18 protein-coding genes are annotated in these 17301 nt (G+C 65.6%); 10 read left to right on the top strand and 8 right to left on the bottom strand.

Annotation, left to right across the window (positions count from 1 at the left end; genetic code table 11):
- Positions 1-32 precede the first annotated feature (32 nt).
- From JJB99_RS11180 to JJB99_RS11200, 5 genes are all read left to right on the top strand, one after another.
- A complete protein-coding gene (locus JJB99_RS11180) occupies positions 33-1508 on the top strand; it encodes a DUF1800 domain-containing protein (protein WP_200498818.1) in 1476 nt (491 codons plus the stop codon).
- A gap of 2 nt (positions 1509-1510) precedes the next feature.
- On the top strand, positions 1511-2761 hold the full coding sequence (locus JJB99_RS11185) for a DUF1501 domain-containing protein (RefSeq protein ID WP_200498819.1): 1251 nt from the start codon (positions 1511-1513) through the stop codon (positions 2759-2761).
- Positions 2762-2789: 28 nt separating this feature from the next.
- Positions 2790-2957, top strand: a complete 168-nt coding sequence (locus tag JJB99_RS11190) for a hypothetical protein (protein ID WP_200498820.1) — start codon at positions 2790-2792, stop codon at positions 2955-2957.
- Between the two features lie 152 nt (positions 2958-3109).
- A complete protein-coding gene (locus JJB99_RS11195; protein WP_200498821.1) occupies positions 3110-3625 on the top strand; it encodes a septal ring lytic transglycosylase RlpA family protein in 516 nt (171 codons plus the stop codon).
- A gap of 105 nt (positions 3626-3730) precedes the next feature.
- Positions 3731-3892 carry a hypothetical protein gene (locus JJB99_RS11200; RefSeq protein ID WP_200498822.1) on the top strand — a complete coding sequence of 54 codons (162 nt, stop codon included), beginning with the start codon at positions 3731-3733 and terminating at the stop codon, positions 3890-3892.
- An 82-nt stretch (positions 3893-3974) separates the two neighbouring features.
- On the opposite strand, the gene JJB99_RS11205 is transcribed toward JJB99_RS11200, so the two are convergent.
- The 3 genes from JJB99_RS11205 to JJB99_RS11215 form a co-directional block, all read right to left on the bottom strand.
- A complete protein-coding gene (locus JJB99_RS11205) occupies positions 3975-4274 on the bottom strand; it encodes a hypothetical protein (protein WP_200498823.1) in 300 nt (99 codons plus the stop codon).
- Between the two features lie 124 nt (positions 4275-4398).
- Positions 4399-4674, bottom strand: a complete 276-nt coding sequence (locus JJB99_RS11210) for a hypothetical protein (protein WP_200498824.1) — start codon at positions 4672-4674, stop codon at positions 4399-4401.
- 129 nt (positions 4675-4803) lie between these two features.
- A complete protein-coding gene (locus JJB99_RS11215) occupies positions 4804-7494 on the bottom strand; it encodes a flavin-containing monooxygenase (protein WP_200498825.1) in 2691 nt (896 codons plus the stop codon).
- A 189-nt stretch (positions 7495-7683) separates the two neighbouring features.
- Here JJB99_RS11215 and JJB99_RS11220 point away from each other — a divergent pair, with 189 nt between their 5' ends.
- The gene (locus tag JJB99_RS11220) at positions 7684-7932 is read left to right on the top strand and encodes a hypothetical protein (RefSeq protein WP_200498826.1); all 249 of its coding nucleotides are present in this window, start codon (positions 7684-7686) and stop codon (positions 7930-7932) included.
- A gap of 84 nt (positions 7933-8016) precedes the next feature.
- On the opposite strand, the gene JJB99_RS11225 is transcribed toward JJB99_RS11220, so the two are convergent.
- Entirely contained in the window at positions 8017-9411 is a 1395-nt protein-coding gene (locus JJB99_RS11225; RefSeq protein WP_246775199.1) for an LON peptidase substrate-binding domain-containing protein, read from the bottom strand.
- A 99-nt stretch (positions 9412-9510) separates the two neighbouring features.
- On the opposite strand from JJB99_RS11225, the gene JJB99_RS11230 reads away from it, so the two are divergent.
- Positions 9511-10971 (top strand): carboxylesterase/lipase family protein, encoded by a 1461-nt coding sequence (locus JJB99_RS11230; RefSeq protein ID WP_200498827.1) that lies wholly within the window; start codon positions 9511-9513, stop codon positions 10969-10971.
- Positions 10972-10992: 21 nt separating this feature from the next.
- On the opposite strand, the gene JJB99_RS11235 is transcribed toward JJB99_RS11230, so the two are convergent.
- On the bottom strand, positions 10993-11172 hold the full coding sequence (locus JJB99_RS11235; RefSeq protein WP_027547875.1) for a hypothetical protein: 180 nt from the start codon (positions 11170-11172) through the stop codon (positions 10993-10995).
- A 157-nt stretch (positions 11173-11329) separates the two neighbouring features.
- Between JJB99_RS11235 and JJB99_RS11240 the strand changes: the two genes are divergently transcribed.
- Entirely contained in the window at positions 11330-12124 is a 795-nt protein-coding gene (locus JJB99_RS11240) for a DODA-type extradiol aromatic ring-opening family dioxygenase (protein WP_200498828.1), read from the top strand.
- Between the two features lie 189 nt (positions 12125-12313).
- Here the strand turns inward: JJB99_RS11240 and JJB99_RS11245 are convergent, their stop codons facing one another.
- The 3 genes from JJB99_RS11245 to glgC are packed head-to-tail and all read right to left on the bottom strand — an operon-like array spanning position 12314 to position 15324.
- Positions 12314-12574, bottom strand: a complete 261-nt coding sequence (locus JJB99_RS11245; protein ID WP_200498829.1) for a SemiSWEET transporter — start codon at positions 12572-12574, stop codon at positions 12314-12316.
- A gap of 30 nt (positions 12575-12604) precedes the next feature.
- Entirely contained in the window at positions 12605-14065 is a 1461-nt protein-coding gene (gene glgA, locus JJB99_RS11250) for a glycogen synthase GlgA (protein WP_200498830.1), read from the bottom strand.
- Complete coding sequence (gene glgC / locus JJB99_RS11255; RefSeq protein WP_200498831.1) at positions 14062-15324, bottom strand: glucose-1-phosphate adenylyltransferase; 1263 nt, start codon at positions 15322-15324, stop codon at positions 14062-14064. The genes glgA and glgC overlap by 4 nt, the downstream gene beginning before the upstream one ends.
- A gap of 340 nt (positions 15325-15664) precedes the next feature.
- Here glgC and JJB99_RS11260 point away from each other — a divergent pair, with 340 nt between their 5' ends.
- Both JJB99_RS11260 and JJB99_RS11265 read left to right on the top strand, forming a co-directional pair.
- Positions 15665-16075 (top strand): hypothetical protein, encoded by a 411-nt coding sequence (locus JJB99_RS11260; RefSeq protein WP_200498832.1) that lies wholly within the window; start codon positions 15665-15667, stop codon positions 16073-16075.
- Positions 16076-16396: 321 nt separating this feature from the next.
- Positions 16397-17242 (top strand): CmcJ/NvfI family oxidoreductase, encoded by an 846-nt coding sequence (locus JJB99_RS11265; RefSeq protein ID WP_200498833.1) that lies wholly within the window; start codon positions 16397-16399, stop codon positions 17240-17242.
- Positions 17243-17301 lie beyond the last annotated feature (59 nt).

The raw sequence follows: 17301 nt of genomic DNA on the forward strand, positions 1-17301 counted from the left end.
TCCTGGCAGGCACGAAAGAATGGGCGTTCGCCATGAGCAACTCCGCAAAGGCCGAAGCTGTGCTGGCGCTTCATCGCTTCGGGATGGGCCCGCGACCGGGATCGATTGCCGCGATCGGCACCGACCCGCGCGGCGCGCTGATCGCCGAGCTCGACCGGCCGCTCGCGCTGACAGGAGCGGCGAGCCTTCCCTCCAGCGCAAAAGCCTATCGCACCGTGGCCGACGCCAATGCGCGGCGGACCGCGCGCGCCAAGCAGGCGCAGCAGCAGGCCAAGAAGCAGCAGATGGCTGCGGCGCAGGTTGCTTCGGGTGAGCAAGGTCAGGCGCAGAGCGAGGCGCAAGCGCCGGCGCAAGGCGAGGTTAAGGATGCCGCCGAGATGGCCGCCAAGCAGGCCGCCGACGCCATTCCCGATCCCGGCCGCGCCATTTATTTGGAGGAAGCCAAGCTGCGCACGGAGGCCGCGCTCGCGGCCGATATCGGCTTCGCCGAGCGGCTGGTGTGGTTCTGGTCCAACCATTTCTGCGTCTCGGCCAACCGGATCCGGAGCATGTCCGGCGCCTATGAGCGCGAGGTTGTTCGCGCCAATGCGCTCGGCCGCTTCGTTGATCTCCTGCTGGCCGCCGAAAGCCATCCGGCGATGCTGTTCTATCTCGACAATCTGGAATCGATGGGCGCCAACTCGACGGCCGGCATCAACCGCAGCCGTGGCCTCAACGAGAACTTCGCGCGCGAGATCATGGAGCTGCATACGCTCGGCGTGCGCACCGGCTACACCCAGGACGACGTCATCAGTTTTGCCAATGTGCTGACCGGCTGGACGCTGGTGCCGCCGGGCGCCGATCCCAATCACGGCGGCGAGTTCACCTTCAATCCGCGGCTGCACGAGCCCGGCGGACAGACCGTGCTCGGCAAACGCTACGAGCAGGAGGATGCCGAGCAGGGCCGCGCCGTGCTGCGCGACCTCGCCGCGCATCCGGCCACCGCAACCCATGTCGCAACCAAGCTCGCGCGGCATTTCGTTGCGGACGAGCCGCCACCGGCGCTGGTCGAGCAGCTTGCGAAGTCCTTTCGCGACACCGAAGGCGATCTCAAGCAGGTCGCGATCGCCATGGTATCGTCGGACGATGCCTGGCGCGGGCCGCCGGCCAAGCTCAAGCGTCCCGGCGAATGGGGGGCCGGCATGGTGCGCGCGACCGGCATCACAGCCGTCGATCCGGTCCGCTACACCGCAGGCCAGGAACTGCTCGGCGAGCCGCTGTGGCGCCCGTCAATGCCAAAAGGCTATCCGGACGACGAGGTGAGCTGGATCGACGGCGTCGGCCGGCGGCTCGACGTCGCCAACTATTTTGCCGAACGGCTCGCCGGCATGGCCGATCCGCAAGCGATCATCGAGGATGTCTTTGCATCGCAGATCGCGATCGAGGTGAAGCAGGCGGTCGGCCGCGCGGAGAGCCGGCAGCAGGCGCTGGCGCTGCTGTTCATGTCGGCGGATTTTCAGAGGAGGTGAGCATGGGCTTTGAGCATCATCTGCCCACGCGGCGCGAGCTTCTGGTCGGCTCCGGTGCATTGTTCGCATGGAGCCAGATGCCGCGGATTGCACGCGCCGAAGGGCGCGATCCGCGCCTGCTCGTGATCGTGCTGCGCGGCGCGCTCGACGGTCTTGGCGCGGTCGCGCCGGTCGGTGATCCCGACTGGATAAGCTTGCGCGGCGATCGCGCGCTGCTGCTGGACGGCAAGCCGCCGGCGCTGCCGCTCGATGCCTTCTTTGCGCTCAATCCGGCGATGCCGAATCTGCACCGGCTCTACAAAAGCGGCAAGGCCGCGATCGTCCACGCCACCGCGACGCCCTATCGCGAGCGCTCGCATTTCGACGGCCAGGACGTGCTCGAGAGCGGGTTCACCAAGCCCGGCGCCACCGCATCGGGATGGCTCAACCGGGCGCTGCTCGCGATGGAGTCGGGCGGACGCGTCGATCCGCGCGGCAGCCGCGCGCTCAGCATCGGCTCCGTGACGCCGCTGGTGGTGCGCGGCGCGGCGCCGGTCATGACATGGGTGCCGCAGAAATTGCTGCCGGCGAGCGAGGACACGCAGAACCGCCTGCTCGATCTCTACCAGCACACCGATCCCAAGCTTGCGACCGTGCTCCAGGCGCGCATGAGGCTGGCCTCGCTCGGCGGCGCACCGGGTGCGGGCGATCCGATGTCGGATGATCCGACCCTGGCGCCTCCGGGCATCGCGCGCGTGCGCGCCTACTTTGCCGAGGCCGCCGGCACCGCCGCGCGCTATCTCGCCAAGCCCGATGGCCCCCGCGTCGGCGCCATGGGCTTCGTCGGCTGGGACACGCACATCGCGGAAGGCGCAGCCTCCGGCCAGCTCTACAATCTGCTCGGCGCGCTCGACGGCGCGTTCGCGGCGATCGAGAGCAACCTGGGCGAGGCGTGGAAAGAGACCGTGGTCGCCGTCGTCACCGAGTTCGGCCGCACCGCGCGCATCAACGGCACGCAGGGAACGGATCACGGGACGGCCACGGTCGCCTTCCTCATGGGCGGCGGGCTTGCCGGCGGCCGCGTCATCGCGGACTGGCCGGGCCTCAAGCCGGCGCAGTTGTTCGAGGATCGCGACCTCAAGCCGACCACTGACTTACGTGCCGTGCTGAAGGGTCTGCTCAGGGATCATCTGCGCGTCGAGGAGAAGGTGCTGGCCGAGACGGTCTTCCCCGGCAGCACTGAGGTCAGACCGATGGGAGGCCTCGTCGGCTGACGAGGCTCGTTGCAACCGGATCGGGTTCATGATGTGCACACTGACGCAATTCGAGCTCGACTTTCTCGCCAGCCTGAAAACCGGCTGGCGACGGCTTTATCGGCGCGAGCTGATGCGGCTGTTGAAGGGCGACGCCGAGTGCGGTGAGGCCCGGTCGGACGCGCACCCCATCATTTTGCAGATCATATCGGGCTGATTTTCCGAAAAATTTGTCCCGATTCAGGACAGCGACTGTGGTGGAATCGTCACAGTCGGTCCGAAAGGGCCGCGGCCCCAAGGCCGCTTTTGTTCAGCCAAGGTTCTGCCCCGATTGCCCACCGAAACTTGCGGTTGTTCGGAGGGCGCATCATGTCTCGCTTTGCAAGTGCCGAAACTGCCCGGATGTCGCTGGCGACCTCGACCCGGTTGCTGCTTGCAATCGTCGGTGCCGCTTCGCTCGCCGCGTGTGCGCAGTCGCCGGTCGGCCGCCAGAAAGCCGATCTCGGCACCAGCAGGCAGCCCACGGTCGAGCGTCCGCACCGCGTGGCGATGCTGCATCCGCGGCCGATCAGGCGGGCGCGTGTCCCTGATACCGACGCGAAGCAAAGCGCCTCGCATGGTCTCGCCAGCTTCTATTCGGATAGCGAGACTGCGAGCGGCGAGAAGTTCGACAAGAACGAATTGACCGCGGCGCATCCCACCCTGCCGTTCGGCACACGCTTGCGCGTCACCGACGTGTCCTCCGGCCGCTTCGTGACCGTCAGGGTCAACGATCGCGGGCCATTCGTTCGCGGACGCGTGGTCGACATCTCGCCGTCGGCGGCCGAGGCGCTCGGCATGGTCGACAAGGGCGTCACCAATGTCAGGCTCGACGTCGTGCAATAGCGCGCGCGATTCATCGGCTGAGACACGCCGCGCTTAACCGCCTGTTAGTCGCTTCTCACGCACCATGGCTGCCCAAACAATTCGGGGCTCCTGGGGGGCGGACGCTTGAACACGATCCAGTATCTCGAAGATCAGGCCGCACGCGCCGAGCGGCTCGCCAAACGGATCACGGATACGTCGACGGTTGAGAAGCTCCTGAGCTTCGCAGGCGAGCGCCGCCGCGAGATCGAACTCATCGCCGGCAAGGGGCGCGCCTCACTCTCATAAATCACGCTCTGAACGCGTGCCCAGCGCGGAGTTCTTCGAACTTCCGGCGCCAACTGGGCGGAGCGGCGCGGATGTTGCGCGATCAGGTGTGGCTCTCGATGAAGTCGCTGAGATAGTCGGGCACGCCATCGATATCGCAGCGCGCCTGGATCTCGCCGGCAACATCGGTCGAGATGTCCTTCATCCAATGCTCCAGCGTGTTGAACGAGATCACCTTGATCGGATCGCTGAAGCAACCGGCGACGAGCTCGCCGATGGTGGTTTCGAGATCGCTGCGTTCGATGCGGATTTCGGTCGCCTCGTCGAGGCGGTCGATCACCACGAACAGGGTCTGGTCTGCACCGTAGGGCACGATGGACGATGGTACGCCGGCTTCAAGCATCTTGAGGCACTCGTCTTGACGTCCGATGCCCGTTAACGGGAAAAAACGGAAGAAGGTTCCTGCCTCACCGGTAAGAAGGAAGTGAGCATCTTGCCGCGCGTGCAGCGTCGGCGCCTGCACGCAATCAGAGAAATTCCCTCAAGCGCGACAGCTCGGCGACGTGCTCGGGCGAGAGGACATCCGTGACCAGCGGCGGCTGCGGCGCCGTGTGGATTTCATAGAGGTGCCTGGTCGTTGCCGGCTTGTCCATGAATGCGGTGATGCACTGATCGAGCGTGCCTTCGCTCACCTGGTAGGAGTCCCGGTCCGGGCGGCGCTGGTTCGCCAGTGACGGCCATTTGTGCAGCACCGCAAGCGCGCTGAAATCGACCTTTGAACCCGTACCTGATCCGTCCCCCATCGTCCTGCCCTCACGCAAAAAATGCCCCAGCACGCGCTCTTGCGTGCCGGGGCCCACACCTATCGCTGCATCTCAATGCCACATGCACTCAACGGGACTGCCGGGAAAAGGTTCCCAGCTTTGTTGCCGTCAGCTTGCGGCCGCCGCGATTTTGTGCCCCGGACGGGCCTGATCGTGGCTGCTCTCGTCGCCGCGGCTGACCTCCGGCGAAAGCCCGGCAAAGCGCCGCAACGCCTCGGCCATCTGCACGCGGCCCTGCACGCCGGTGATCACCACGTCGACCATTGCAAAGGACGAGTGGAAATGACCGCGCGCCTTGAGTTGCTGGACCGGGACGCCGCCCGCAGCCATGGCCTCCGCATAGGCGATGCCCTCGTCGCGCAGCGGATCGAACTCGCAGGTCACGACGAAAGCCGGCGGCAGGCCGGCAACGTTGCCGCGCAGCGGCGAGACACGCGGATCGGTGCGGTCGGCCGGCGAGCAGTAGAGGTCCCAGAACCAGTACATCAGCGAGCGCGTCAGGAAATAGCCGGTCGCATTGTCGTTGTAGGACGGACGATCATAGCTGCAGTCGGTGACCGGACAGACCAGCAGCTGGCCGGCGATGTCAGGCCCGCCGCGGTCGCGCGCGAGCTGGCAGGTGACGGCCGCGATGTTGCCGCCGGCGCTCCAGCCCGCGACCAGCACCGGTCCCGGCTTGCCGCCGAGCTCGGTGGCGTGCTCGGCGATCCAGCGCGTCGCTGCATAGCCGTCCTCGGCTGCGGCCGGGAAGCGATGCTCCGGCGCATGGCGGTAGCCGACGCTGACGAACATCATGCCGGTCCGCCGCACCATGTCGCGGCAGAACGGCTCGTCCGACTGCTCGTCGCCGAGCACCCAGCCGCCGCCGTGGAAATAGACCACGACGGGATGCGGCCCCGGCGTCGCAGGCTTGTAGACGCGGTAAGGCAGCGCGCCCTCGGCGCCGGGCAGGGTGCCGTCGACGATCTCGCCGATCGGCCGTCCCGCCGGCCGGCCCTTGTTGAACTCGTTGACGAAGGCGCGGGCGCCGATCGCGCCCATCGACTCGATCGGCGGCAGGTTCAGCGACGTGAGCAGGTTCAGCACCAGCCGCACGTCCGGCTGCAAGCGCACGACTTCGCCATCGTTGCATTGCGCGGCGCCATCGGGACCGGTGAGCCTGAAGCCGAGCATGCCGCGGCTGACGACCTCGTCGCAGATGCTGCGATAGGGGCCGGCGCCGCCGGTGTAGGGCATCAGGCCCTGCACCTTGCCGGGCACGTTGGCGCCCGTGTACCAGGTGTTGGCGAGCCGGTGCAGCGTCAGCATTGAGCAGTCCGCCATGTGCCTGTTCCAGCCGGCCTGCGCCGTCTCGGTCGGCTCGATCGTGGTGAAGCCGGCGTCGCGGAGCGCCGCCAAACGATCGACGACCCAGTCGACATGCTGCTCGATCGACACCGCCATGTTCGACAGCACCGACGGGCTGCCGGGCCCGGTGATCATGAAGAAGTTCGGAAAGCCCGCGACGGTCAGGCCGAGATAGGTCTGCGGCCCCTGCGCCCAGACATCGGTGAGCGACTTGCCGCCGCGTCCGGTGATCGGATGCACGGCGCGGATCGCACCGGTCATGGCATCGAAGCCGGTCGCGAACACGATGACGTCGAGATCGACATTGCGCTTGGCCGTCGTGATGCCGCTTGCGGTGATTGCCTTGATCGGCTCCTGGCGCAGGTTGACTAGGGTGACGTTCGGCCGGTTGTAGGTCGCGTAATAGTTGGTGTCGAGGCATGGACGTTTGGCGCCGAAGGGATGGTCGTGCGGCATCAGCGCCGCGGCCGTCTCGGGATCCTTCACGGCCGCCGAGATCTTCTCGCGGATCAGGTCCTGGACGATCTTGTTGCCGTCGACATCGACGGCCTGGTCGGCCCAGAGCTGGGTCAGGATGTGGACGAGGTCGCCGGCGGCCCAGGCGCGCTCGAACCGCTCGCGCCGCTCGGCCTCGCTCAATTGCCAGCTCACCACCGTCTGCTGCGGATAGGGCACGCCGGCCATCGATTGGCGCGCCTGCTCGCGATAGGCCGCACGATCGCCTTGCAGCAGGCTCATGCGGTCGTCCGGTGCCGGGCCGTTATGCGCCGGCAGCGCGAAGTTCGGCGTGCGCTGGAACACGGTGAGATGCGCGGCCTGTTCGGCGATCAGCGGGATCGATTGAATCGCCGACGAGCCCGTGCCGATCACGGCGACGCGCTTGCCGGCGAGATCGACGCCATCATGCGGCCAGCGTCCGGTGAAGTAGATCTTGCCCTCAAAATCCTTGACGCCGTCGATCTCCGGCGGCTTCGGCGCGGAGAGGCAGCCCGTGGCCATGATGTAGTGGCGGCACGAGACCGGTGCGCCATTGTCGGTGGTGAGCTGCCAGCGCTCGGCCGTCTCGTCCCATCTGGCTTCGGTGACCTTGGTCCGGAAGCGGATGTCGCGGCGGAGGTCGTAGCGGTCAGCGACAAAGCCGAAATAGCGCAGGATCTCGGGCTGGGTCGCGTATTTCTCCGACCAGGTCCAGGCTGTCTCGAGTTCCGGATCGAAGGTGTAGCTGTAGTCGATGGTCTGGATATCGCAACGCGCGCCGGGATAGCGGTTCCAGTACCAGGTGCCGCCGACGTCGCCGGCCTCTTCGAGGCCGACGGCGGAAAAGCCGGCCTTGCGCAGGCGATGGAGCAGATAGAGGCCGGCAAATCCGGCGCCGACCACGGCGACGTCGACCTGCTCTGCTATTCCACTCGTGCCCCTGGACTCACGTGCGGCAACCATCGCGTCCGGCATGGCATTCCTCCGTGTGTTTTGTTTTGCCGGCAGGCTAGCCCTGCAGGCTCGGCTTGTCATCACAACAAGTGCAATCCTCGGTAGTCGTTTTTGGCGTCACCGTGGCGGCGCGAACGTTGCTCCAATGCACGCATCGCGATGCACAATGGCCGTGATTACCCGGGCTAATCATGCACGATCCCCCTGTGTATGCTTGCGGCTACAAGCCACGCGTACCAGCCGGGCGTCATGACTGAGTTGAGTGAGCGGACCAAAGCGAACATGGACGTCGTCCTGGAGGAGACGTGCCGCCAATTGCCGCATGGCGGCGATCACGACAGCCGCAGGTTCATCGCCGAGCGCCTGATCGAGGCGGCACAGGCGGGGCATTCGACGCTCGGCGAGCTCGGGATCATCGCGCGGCGCGCGCTGGCGGAACTCACGGGCAAGGGCAGCTAGCACGGGCTCGATTTGGCTGCATCGATGCGCGCTCTGGACTCGGTTCACCTCTCCCCGTCGGGAGAGGTGAACCACGGATAGTCCTCACGGCTCTTCCGGGCGGCGGGACATGAAGCTGGCGGCGCGGGCGTGCGAGACGCCGTGCTCGCCCAGTAACTGAGCTGCCGGGCTTCTCGTCTCCGGGAAGATGCCCATGAGCATGTCCGCGCCGGTGACCTCGGGCCGGCCGAGCTCCTGCGCATGAAGCTCGGCACGCTGTTCCGCGCGCTGAAAGGCGGGCGTCGGCTTGGCTTCGCCTTCGCCCTGAATGGCGATGTTGTTCAGCCCGCCATCGACATAGACCCGCAAGCTTGTTCGCATCGCTTCGAAATCGGCATTGCAGGATCGCAGGAGCTCGGCCGCGTCGTCGTCGTCGAGCAGGGCGAACAGAAGATGTTCGAGCGTGGCATATTGATGGTTGCGCCGGGTCGCATGCAGGAGCGCACGACGTTTCGTCGCGTGGAGCCGCGGCGATGCCGGACGGCCGAAATCCATGAAGGCATCGACTTGCTTCAGCCGCGCCACGGGATCGAGCATCGTCAGAAGATTCTGCTTGTCGTCCATCGGCAGCCGCAAGCGTGCTGCGATGATATCGGCGACGCGTCCGGGGTCGCGGGTCTGCTCAAGGAGCGGCCAAACGCCGGGGATGCGAATGTCGCGCACCGCCGCATAGCGCTCGAAGCGTTTGACGGCACGCAGGATCAGCTCGGGTGCGTCGGGGATCGGTCCTTCGCTGAGAGCTGTGACCTCGGCTTCGAAGGCGCCGGTTTCGCCGACGAAGCGATGGATGAGCACACGGCGGTGGACCTGCGTCAGCACCTTCAGCGTGCCGTCGGGTAGCGGCTCGAGCTCGAGCAGCTGGGCCAGCACGCCGATGGCGTGAACGTCGTCTGCTCCGGGCTCGTCGACGCCCGACTGCTTCTGGATTGCAAGCACGACCTCGCGCTGCCGCTGGAAAGCATGATCGAGCGCCTGCATGGTCTTTGGGCGGCCGACGAAAAGCGGATAGGTCGCCGCAGGAAAGGGGACCAGGTCGCGCAGGGGAACGGCCGGGTAGGCGGCGATGTCGACGTGCGGTGCTGCCTGCACAGCGGCCGTCGCCTTGCGATCGGGGCGATTGGTCTGAAGCATTGCCGACAACGTATTCCAATCGGCAACGCCGAACATCCTGGACACCAGCTCCAGGCTCTCGCCATGGCTTATGCTCACGGCCTTCGACTTGAGGGAGTCGCGCAGGGTCTGCGCCATAGCCTTGGCATCGCGAAAATCGCGCATTGATTCCGTCCTTTGCAATGAGCGAACCAGGCGTGTCAGGTGGTTGCGTTGCTGACCCGGTCGCTCGGGCAAAGGGTGGCCAAAAAAGGCTTCGATACGTTCACCGTCCCCCTGGCGGGGGTGCAACCGGCAGGTCGTATCTACCGAGGGGAAAAATTGAACCAAAGCGCGTTCGCTGTCAATTCCAACTGCAAGAGGCTTGCCCCATCACCTCGGAGGCACGTAAATTCCGCAAAGCGCCTTCTCCGCGTTGAGAACTTGCCGATGCGATCCTTATTGGTGCTCGCTGCGGCTGTCGCAGTCCTCGGCTTCGCCGGCGAGGCCACGGCTCAGGCCGTCGGACAATTTCCGTTTGCCCTGACCCACGAAGGCCAGATGCTCGGCGCCGTCGAAGGCGAGGTGGCCTCGTTCAAGGGGATGGCCTATGCGGCCGCGCCGGTGGGTGCGCTGCGCTGGCGGCCGCCGCAGCCAACGGCCGAGAGCTCGGAGATGCGTACCGTCTACGACTACGGTGCGCCGTGCCTTCAGCCGTCGCTGCCTGATACGAGCGAGGATTGCCTGACGCTGAATGTGTTCCGTCCGTTCGGGGTCGACGGCCCGCTGCCGGTGATGGTCTTCATCCACGGCGGCGCGTTCGTCTCGGGCACGGCGAACGACCCGCTGTTCGACGGTGCCAAGCTCGCGCAGGCCGGCCTCATCGTGGTCACCGTGAATTATCGCCTCGGCGCGCTCGGCTGGCTTACGCCCCCCGAATTGTCGGACGGCGGCTCCGGCAATTTTGGCCTGATGGACCAGATCGCCGCGCTACATTGGATTCACGACAACATGGCGGCGTTCGGCGGCGATCCCGGCAATGTCACCCTGTTCGGCAGCGACGCAGGGGCGACGTCGATCGCGCTGCTGATGCTGTCCGCGCACTCGCGCGATCTGTTTCAGAAAGCCATCCTGCAATCGGTGCCCGGCCGTAGGCGCCTGCGATCCGTACGGGAGGCCGAAGCGGTGGGACGGCAATTCGCGGCGGCGCTTGGACCTGAGGTGGATCTACGTGCGGCCGAGCCGCGGCGCGTGCTTGCGGCCGAAAAACATCTGCTGGAAAAATCACCGCACGGCTTTGCACCTGTCATCGATGGACGTCTGGTGACCGGGGATATTGCCGCAGGCTTTACGGCCGGACATGAAAGCCGCATTCCCGTGATCATCGGCGCGAACGACGACGAGACGGGTTTCGACGCCGACCTCGACCTCAAGGAGGAGCTCGCGGCGTCAGGCGCCACGAGCGACGAGCTGCGCAAGCTCTATCCCGATATCGCCAGACCTTCGGACCTCGCGGCGAGGTTCTACACCGACAAGACTTTCTCCGAGCCGGTGCGATTGCTGGCTCGCCTGCATGCCGCACGCGGCGCGCCGACGTTCCGCTATCGGTTCGGCTATGTGCCCGAGGCGCGGCGCGCAAATCCGGAAGGCGGTCACGGACGGGAATTGCAGTTCATCTTCGGCGTCGAAGGCGTGCCCGGTGCGGGCATCTTCTCGCGGCGCGACCGCGAGCTCGCAACGCGCATGCGCAGCTATTGGGTCAACTTTGCGAGGAGCGGCGATCCCAACGGACCCGACCTGCCGCGCTGGGATGCGGCCGCAGACCGCGATCGCCTGCTGCTGATCACCAACGACCGCATCGCGAGCGGAGGCGATCCCTTGTCGGAGCGCCTCGACCGGCTCGCGAAGTGAGAGCAAAAAAAATGAGTTGGATTAAGCCGCGAGTTCGACGCGCGGCGCCGGGCTCAGCCGGTCTTCCTCCAGATAGTCCATCGCGCCGTCCTTCTCGACGGCATAGAACTGCTGGCCTTCCCGGGACTTGAAGGCGGCGCGAACGACACCGCGACGGCCCTTGTCACTGTTGACGACGTCCCCCAGCGCAAACTTCCTCATCTCGCGTCCCTGGCAACCGGCCGACTCCTTCGGCCACACGTCAGCGATTGTGGGAGGCAAATCGTTAACGGCTTGCTAACCATGCCGGTTTGCCTATGCTCGCCGGCGATTGCGCGGCTGCTGCACGCGCATGTCGTCTTCGAGCCGAGCTTTAGCCATGACGCGATTTCCGACCCTGTTCCTGTCGCACGGCGGCGGCCCCTGGCCGTTCATGGAGGACAGACGGGTGCAATATGCGAAAACCGCCGAGGCGTTCGCACGGCTGCCGCAACTGCTGCCGGAAAGGCCGAAGGCCGTGCTCGTCATCACCGGCCACTGGGAGGCCGATGCCTTCAACGTATCGACCTCGGCGCATCCGCCGATGGTGTACGACTATTACGGTTTCCCCGAGCATACCTATCAGCTCAAATATCCGGCGCCGGGCAAGCCCGAGCTTGCCTTGGAAGCGAAGGCGCTGCTTGCGCGCGCGGGCCTCGACTGCCGGGAAGACCCCAATCAAGGCTTTGATCACGGCACCTTCGTGCCGCTCGGCCTGATGTATCCGAATGCCGACGTGCCGATCGTGCTGCTGTCGCTGAAGGCCAGCTACGATGCGGCCGAGCATATCAAGGCCGGGCAGGCGATCGCATCGCTGCGCGACGAGGGCATTCTGATCATCGGCAGCGGGTTGACCTATCACAACATGCGCGGCTTCAACCGGCCCGAGTCCAAGCCGGTCTCGTATGATTTCGAAGCCTATCTGAACGAGGCCATCAGCAACCCCGATGCAGCGCGCCGCAACGCGATGCTGGTCGATTGGGAGAGCGCGCCGAGCGCGCGGCTGGCACATCCGCGTGAAGACCATCTGCTGCCGCTGATGGTGGCCGCCGGCGCCGCCGCCAGCGATGTGGGCAAGCGCGTCTTCGTCGACGAGGTCGCGAACGTCGCGATGGCGTCGTATGTGTTTGGGTGATGATCTCTTCTCCCTCTCCCGCTTGCGGGGGAGGGCTGGGGTGGGGTGCTTCCGCGTCGGGATTCCAAGGGATTGCGGAGAACGTCCCTGCGTGGCGAGAGCCCTCACCCGCCGCGCGCGGGACGATGCTTCGCATCGCCCGGGCACGTCGGCCTCTCCCGCAAGCAAGCGGGAGAGGCGGAGCAAGCCTCATCCGTATCGCAGCTTCATCACCAGAATGCCGCCGGCGAGCAGCATGGTGATGGCGTTGGCGGCGACCAACGGGGCATCGCCGGAGAGCAGGCCGTAGATCAGCCAGAGCGCGAGGCCCAGCACCATCACCAGGAACATGCCGAGCGAGATGTCTGCGGTGGAGCGGGTCTTCCACACCTTGATGGCCTGCGGCGCGTAGGCCACAGTGGTGCAGGTGGCGGCGGCAAAGCCGATCAGCTTGATCACGAACGGTTCCATGCGCGCTCTATAGCATGGATTCGAGGGCGGTCATGCGCTGCGGCGCGACGTCATGAGAGCGCGATACAGCGCCGCATAGTCGCCGGCGCGGTTGCGCCAGGAGACGTCGGTGGCAAGGCCGCTCAGTTGCAGGCGGCGCCAGGTCAGCTTGTCATGGAAAGTCGTGTTGGCCTTGCGCAGCGTGCCGGCGAGGGCATCCGCTGTCACGGGCCCGAACTTGAAGCCGGTAGCGTCGCGGTCCGACGTGTCGGCCTCGCCGATATCGACGATGGTGTCCTCGAGGCCGCCGACGCGCGAGACGATCGGGACGGCGCCATAGCGCAGCGCGCAGAGCTGGGTCAGGCCGCATGGCTCGAACCGCGACGGCACGATCAGCGCATCGGAGCCGGCCTGGATCAGATGCGCCAAAACCTCGTCATAGCCGATCAAGACGCCGATCCGGCCGGGGTTGGCGCGGGCGGCGGCCTGATAACGATCCTGAAGATCGCGGTCGCCGCTGCCGAGCAGCGCGAGCTGCATGCCTTCGCCCAGGATGGTCGGAATCGCCTCGAGCAGGAGATCAAGCCCTTTCTGCCAGGACAGCCGGCTGATGACGCCGAGCAGCGGCGCCTCATCCGAGGAATCGAGATTGAACTGCTGCTGAAGCACCGCCTTGTTCGCGGCCCGGAACGTCAGGTCCTCGGCGCCGAAGCGGTAGGCGATGTGCGGATCGGTTTGCGGATTCCAGACTTCGATGTCGATGCCGTTGAGAATGCCGCTCAAAACGTCCGCGCGTTCGCGCAGGAGGCCGCCGAGCCCCATGCCGCCTTCGTCGCTCTGGATCTCGCGCGCGTAGGTCGGTGACACCGTAGTGATGCGATCGGCGAATTGCAGGCCGGCCTTCAAAAAGCTGATGCCGCCGAAATATTCGATCTCGTTGACGTTGAAGGAAGACCAGGGCAGGCCGATCGAGCCGATCAACTCGGGCGCGAACTTGCCCTGATAGGCCATGTTGTGGATCGTCATCACGGTACCGGGCCGCGGGCGATTGTCGTAGTGCAGATAGGCCGGCGCGAGTCCGGCTTGCCAGTCATGGGCATGCACGACATCGGGCACGAAAGCCGGGACGAGGCCGTGGCCGATATCGGCCGCGACGCGCGACAGCGCCGCGAAGCGCACGCCGTTGTCCGCCCAGTCGACGCCCTCAGTGGTGACGTAGGGGTTGCCGGGCCGCGCATAGAGATGCGGCACGTCGAGCACGAACAGATCGAGCCCGTCGCGCGAGCCTGCGAGCAGGCGTCCGGGGCCGCCGAAATAGTCCGGCCAGTGCCGGATTTCGTCCGCGCCCGCGAGCAGCCGCATCACCTCGGGATAGCCCGGCATCAGGGTGCGCATTTCGACGCCGTGCGCCTTCAGCGCAACCGGCAGTGCGCCGGCGACATCCGCGAGGCCGCCGGTCTTGACAATGGGATAGACTTCAGAGGCGACCGCGAGGACGCGAACAGGCATCATGTATTGAGCCTGTCGAGCATCGGCTGGGTGATGAGCGAGATGCCCTGCTCAGTGGTGCGGAAGCGCTTGGCGTCGAATTCCGGGTCCTCGCCGACGACGAGGCCTTCGGGGATCTCGACGCCGCGGTCGATCACGACGTTCTTCAGCCGCGCGCCTCGCCCGACATTGACGTAGGGCATGATCACGGCGTTCTCCACGCTGGCGTAGGAATTGACGCGCACGCCGCTGAACAGCAACGAACGGCGCAGCGACGCGCCGGAGACAATGCAGCCGCCCGAGACCAGGGAGCTGACGGCCGAACCGCGCCGGCTCTCCTCGTCGTGGACGAATTTGGCGGGCGGGGTGATCTCCGCATAGGACCAGATCGGCCAGGCGCGGTCGAACAGATCGAGCTCGGGCACCACGTCGGTGAGATCGATATTGGCGGCCCAATAGGCGTCCACCGTGCCGACGTCGCGCCAATAGGCGCGCTGGTCGCTGCCGGAACGGACGCAGGACGTCGAGTACTGGTGCGCCATCGCGCGGCCGTTCTTGACGAGGTAGGGGATGATGTCCTTGCCGAAATCGTGGTTGGAGTGCGGGTCCTCGGCATCGCGCTTGAGCTGGTCGAACAGGAATTTGGCGTTGAAGACGTAGATGCCCATGCTGGCCAGCGAGACGTCGGGCTTGCCCGGCATCGGCGGCGGATCTTTCGGCTTCTCCAGGAACTCCTTGATCCAGCCGTTCTCGTCGATATGCATGATGCCGAAGCCGGAAGATTCTTGGCGCGGCATTTCGAGACAGCCGACGGTGACGTCGGCGCCGCTGTCGACGTGCTGGCGCAGCATCACCTCGTAGTCCATCTTATAGATGTGGTCCCCGGCCAGCACGACGATGAAGCGGCAGGCATGGGATTCGATGATGTCGATGTTCTGGTAGACCGCATCGGCCGTGCCGACATACCACATGCTCTCCGACACGCGCTGGCTCGCGGGGAGGATGTCAAAACTCTCGTTGCGCTCGGGGCGGAAGAAATTCCAGCCCATCTGGAGATGCCGGATCAGGCTGTGCGCCTTGTACTGGGTTGCGACCGCGATGCGGCGGATGCCGGAGTTCACCGCGTTCGACAATGCAAAGTCGATGATGCGGGACTTGCCGCCGAAATAGACCGCCGGCTTGGCGCGCCGGTCGGTCAGCTCGAGGAGCCGGCTGCCGCGTCCGCCGGCCAGGACGAACGCCAGCGCCTGACGGGCAAGCGGCTCGGGTCTCGCGGCACTCATGTCATCCTCCCACACCTCTGGCGCTTCGCGAGAAGCCTCCCGGCCGCGCACTATTGGAACCGATAGTAACGGTACGAATAGTAAATCGGAAAGGTGGTTGTTGGTTGCGAACGCGCGGGAAGCTTAATGCTTTGCCGTGGTGGCCTCCGGCTCCGTCGTACCGGCGTCACATCCGTGCGCTGAGCCCGTGCCGGCCGATGACGACTGAGGCAGATGAACGCTTGTGCGGCGCACGCAACGGGAAGCCTCGATTTTCCGAGGCTTTGATTTGGCGCAAGGATGCCCGATCGTGCCCCGGCGATCACCTTTTCGAGGAGAGTGTCAGACAGGGAGCAAGACGATGAGGATCTGGAAAACGGCAATTGCCTGTTCGCTGGCCGCCGCTGTCGTGGCCGGCCAAATTGGGCAGGCCGGTGCGGCGCCGCTGCCGACCAATGTCGCGACCATGAAGGCCGCGGCCGGCGATGACGTCACGCAGGTGCATTGGCGGGGCGGCTGGGGATGGGGCCTCGGCGGTCTCGCGGCCGCCGCGATCATCGGCGGCGCCATCGCCAGCAGCGCGCCTTACGACTACGGCTATTACGGCGGCCCGTACTATGGCTACGGTTATGCGCCGGCCTATTACGGCTACGGGCCGGCCTACGCCTATCCGCGATATTATCGGCCCTACCGGCCGTATTACGGCTATAGCTACGGCTACTACCGGCCGTACCGGGTTTATCACCGTCACTATTACCGCGGATATTGGTGAGTTAGGGCGACAGCCACACGATCAGGCCCATGCAGGCAAGACCTGGGTTCGGCGATGCTGCGGCCGCAGCCGTGAAGCTGCGGTCGACAGCCTCACGCATCCTGCGCGGCCGATACCACCCGCGCAAAGCACGGTGTCCTCACGAGTCCCTCAAGCGCCCGTGAAGTGAGAATATTGCTGCCGGCGCGGCTTCGGTGTTCGAAATATTCCATCTGCATTTGCCGCTTCCGGCAACACCCCCATTGCTATTTCGCGGGCCTGCCTTGCAGCGCGCCGCCTCCCGTCAAAACTCTCAAGGACGATCACATCGGGAGACCGGCCATGGGCCTGCAAGAAACAAAAATCGAGTCGCTTCCCTTCGTCACCGCCGAACTCAACTATCTCGCACCGACATCAGGCAAGCCGCGCACCTACGCCTTCGATCCGCCGCCCGGCGAGCCCAAGAGCACGTCGCTGCCGGAGCCACATCTGGTGCCGATCTTCGATGCGCGCCTGATCGCGCAGAACTTCTCGCTCGACCGCGAGGGCTTTGCGCTGGTGCGCCATCCAACGGGGGTGAAGGATTTCTACAACGAGGAGGAGGTGAAGGCGGTCTACTATCCCGCCGTCGAGGCCTTCCTGCGCGCGACGCTGAAGGCGGATCGCGTCGTCATCTTCGATCACACCGTGCGCAAGCGCGTCGAAGGTGCGGCCGACATTCGCGGCGCCGGACCGCGCCAGCCCGCAACGCGCGTCCATGTCGACCAGACTGCCGTGTCCGGCGCCAACCGCGTGCGCGAGCATCTGCCCGATGAGGCCGAGGAGCTGCTGAAGGGCCGCGTGCAGGTGATCAATTTGTGGCGGCCGATCCGCGGCCCATTGCGCGATTCACCGCTGGCGATGGCGGACGGCAGCACGATTGCGCCGGACGATCTCGTCGCCTCCGACCTGATCTATCCCAACCGCCGCGGCGAGACCTATTCGGTGAAATACAATCCGAACCATCGCTGGTTCTATTTCCCCGAGATGACGCCGGACGAGGCGCTGCTGCTCAAATGCTACGATTCCGCAACCGACGGCCGCACGCGGTTCGGGCCGCACACCGCTTTCGTCGATCCGACCACGCCGCAAGATGCGGCGCCGCGCGAAAGCATCGAGGTCCGCACGCTGGTCTTTCACAAACAGTAACAATGTGTGATGGCACTGCCGCGCATCGCGCGGCAGTGTTTTGGGAACTTAAGGGAACA

It is taken from the genome of Bradyrhizobium diazoefficiens (genome assembly GCF_016616235.1).
Taxonomy (GTDB): domain Bacteria; phylum Pseudomonadota; class Alphaproteobacteria; order Rhizobiales; family Xanthobacteraceae; genus Bradyrhizobium; species Bradyrhizobium diazoefficiens_H.

Coding starts and splice junctions, on each gene's coding strand:
- JJB99_RS11235 (WP_027547875.1), bottom strand. CDS start 11,172: ATGAGGAAGTTTGCGCTGGGGGACGTCGTCAACAGTGACAAGGGCCGT.
- JJB99_RS11245 (WP_200498829.1), bottom strand. CDS start 12,574: ATGGAACCGTTCGTGATCAAGCTGATCGGCTTTGCCGCCGCCACCTGC.
- JJB99_RS11260 (WP_200498832.1), top strand. CDS start 15,665: ATGAGGATCTGGAAAACGGCAATTGCCTGTTCGCTGGCCGCCGCTGTC.
- glgA (WP_200498830.1), bottom strand. CDS start 14,065: ATGATGCCTGTTCGCGTCCTCGCGGTCGCCTCTGAAGTCTATCCCATT.
- JJB99_RS11265 (WP_200498833.1), top strand. CDS start 16,397: ATGGGCCTGCAAGAAACAAAAATCGAGTCGCTTCCCTTCGTCACCGCC.
- JJB99_RS11185 (WP_200498819.1), top strand. CDS start 1,511: ATGGGCTTTGAGCATCATCTGCCCACGCGGCGCGAGCTTCTGGTCGGC.
- JJB99_RS11190 (WP_200498820.1), top strand. CDS start 2,790: ATGATGTGCACACTGACGCAATTCGAGCTCGACTTTCTCGCCAGCCTG.
- JJB99_RS11210 (WP_200498824.1), bottom strand. CDS start 4,674: ATGGGGGACGGATCAGGTACGGGTTCAAAGGTCGATTTCAGCGCGCTT.
- JJB99_RS11215 (WP_200498825.1), bottom strand. CDS start 7,494: ATGCCGGACGCGATGGTTGCCGCACGTGAGTCCAGGGGCACGAGTGGA.
- JJB99_RS11230 (WP_200498827.1), top strand. CDS start 9,511: ATGCGATCCTTATTGGTGCTCGCTGCGGCTGTCGCAGTCCTCGGCTTC.
- JJB99_RS11240 (WP_200498828.1), top strand. CDS start 11,330: ATGACGCGATTTCCGACCCTGTTCCTGTCGCACGGCGGCGGCCCCTGG.
- JJB99_RS11205 (WP_200498823.1), bottom strand. CDS start 4,274: ATGCTTGAAGCCGGCGTACCATCGTCCATCGTGCCCTACGGTGCAGAC.
- JJB99_RS11195 (WP_200498821.1), top strand. CDS start 3,110: ATGTCTCGCTTTGCAAGTGCCGAAACTGCCCGGATGTCGCTGGCGACC.
- JJB99_RS11220 (WP_200498826.1), top strand. CDS start 7,684: ATGCTTGCGGCTACAAGCCACGCGTACCAGCCGGGCGTCATGACTGAG.
- glgC (WP_200498831.1), bottom strand. CDS start 15,324: ATGAGTGCCGCGAGACCCGAGCCGCTTGCCCGTCAGGCGCTGGCGTTC.
- JJB99_RS11180 (WP_200498818.1), top strand. CDS start 33: ATGAGCAACTCCGCAAAGGCCGAAGCTGTGCTGGCGCTTCATCGCTTC.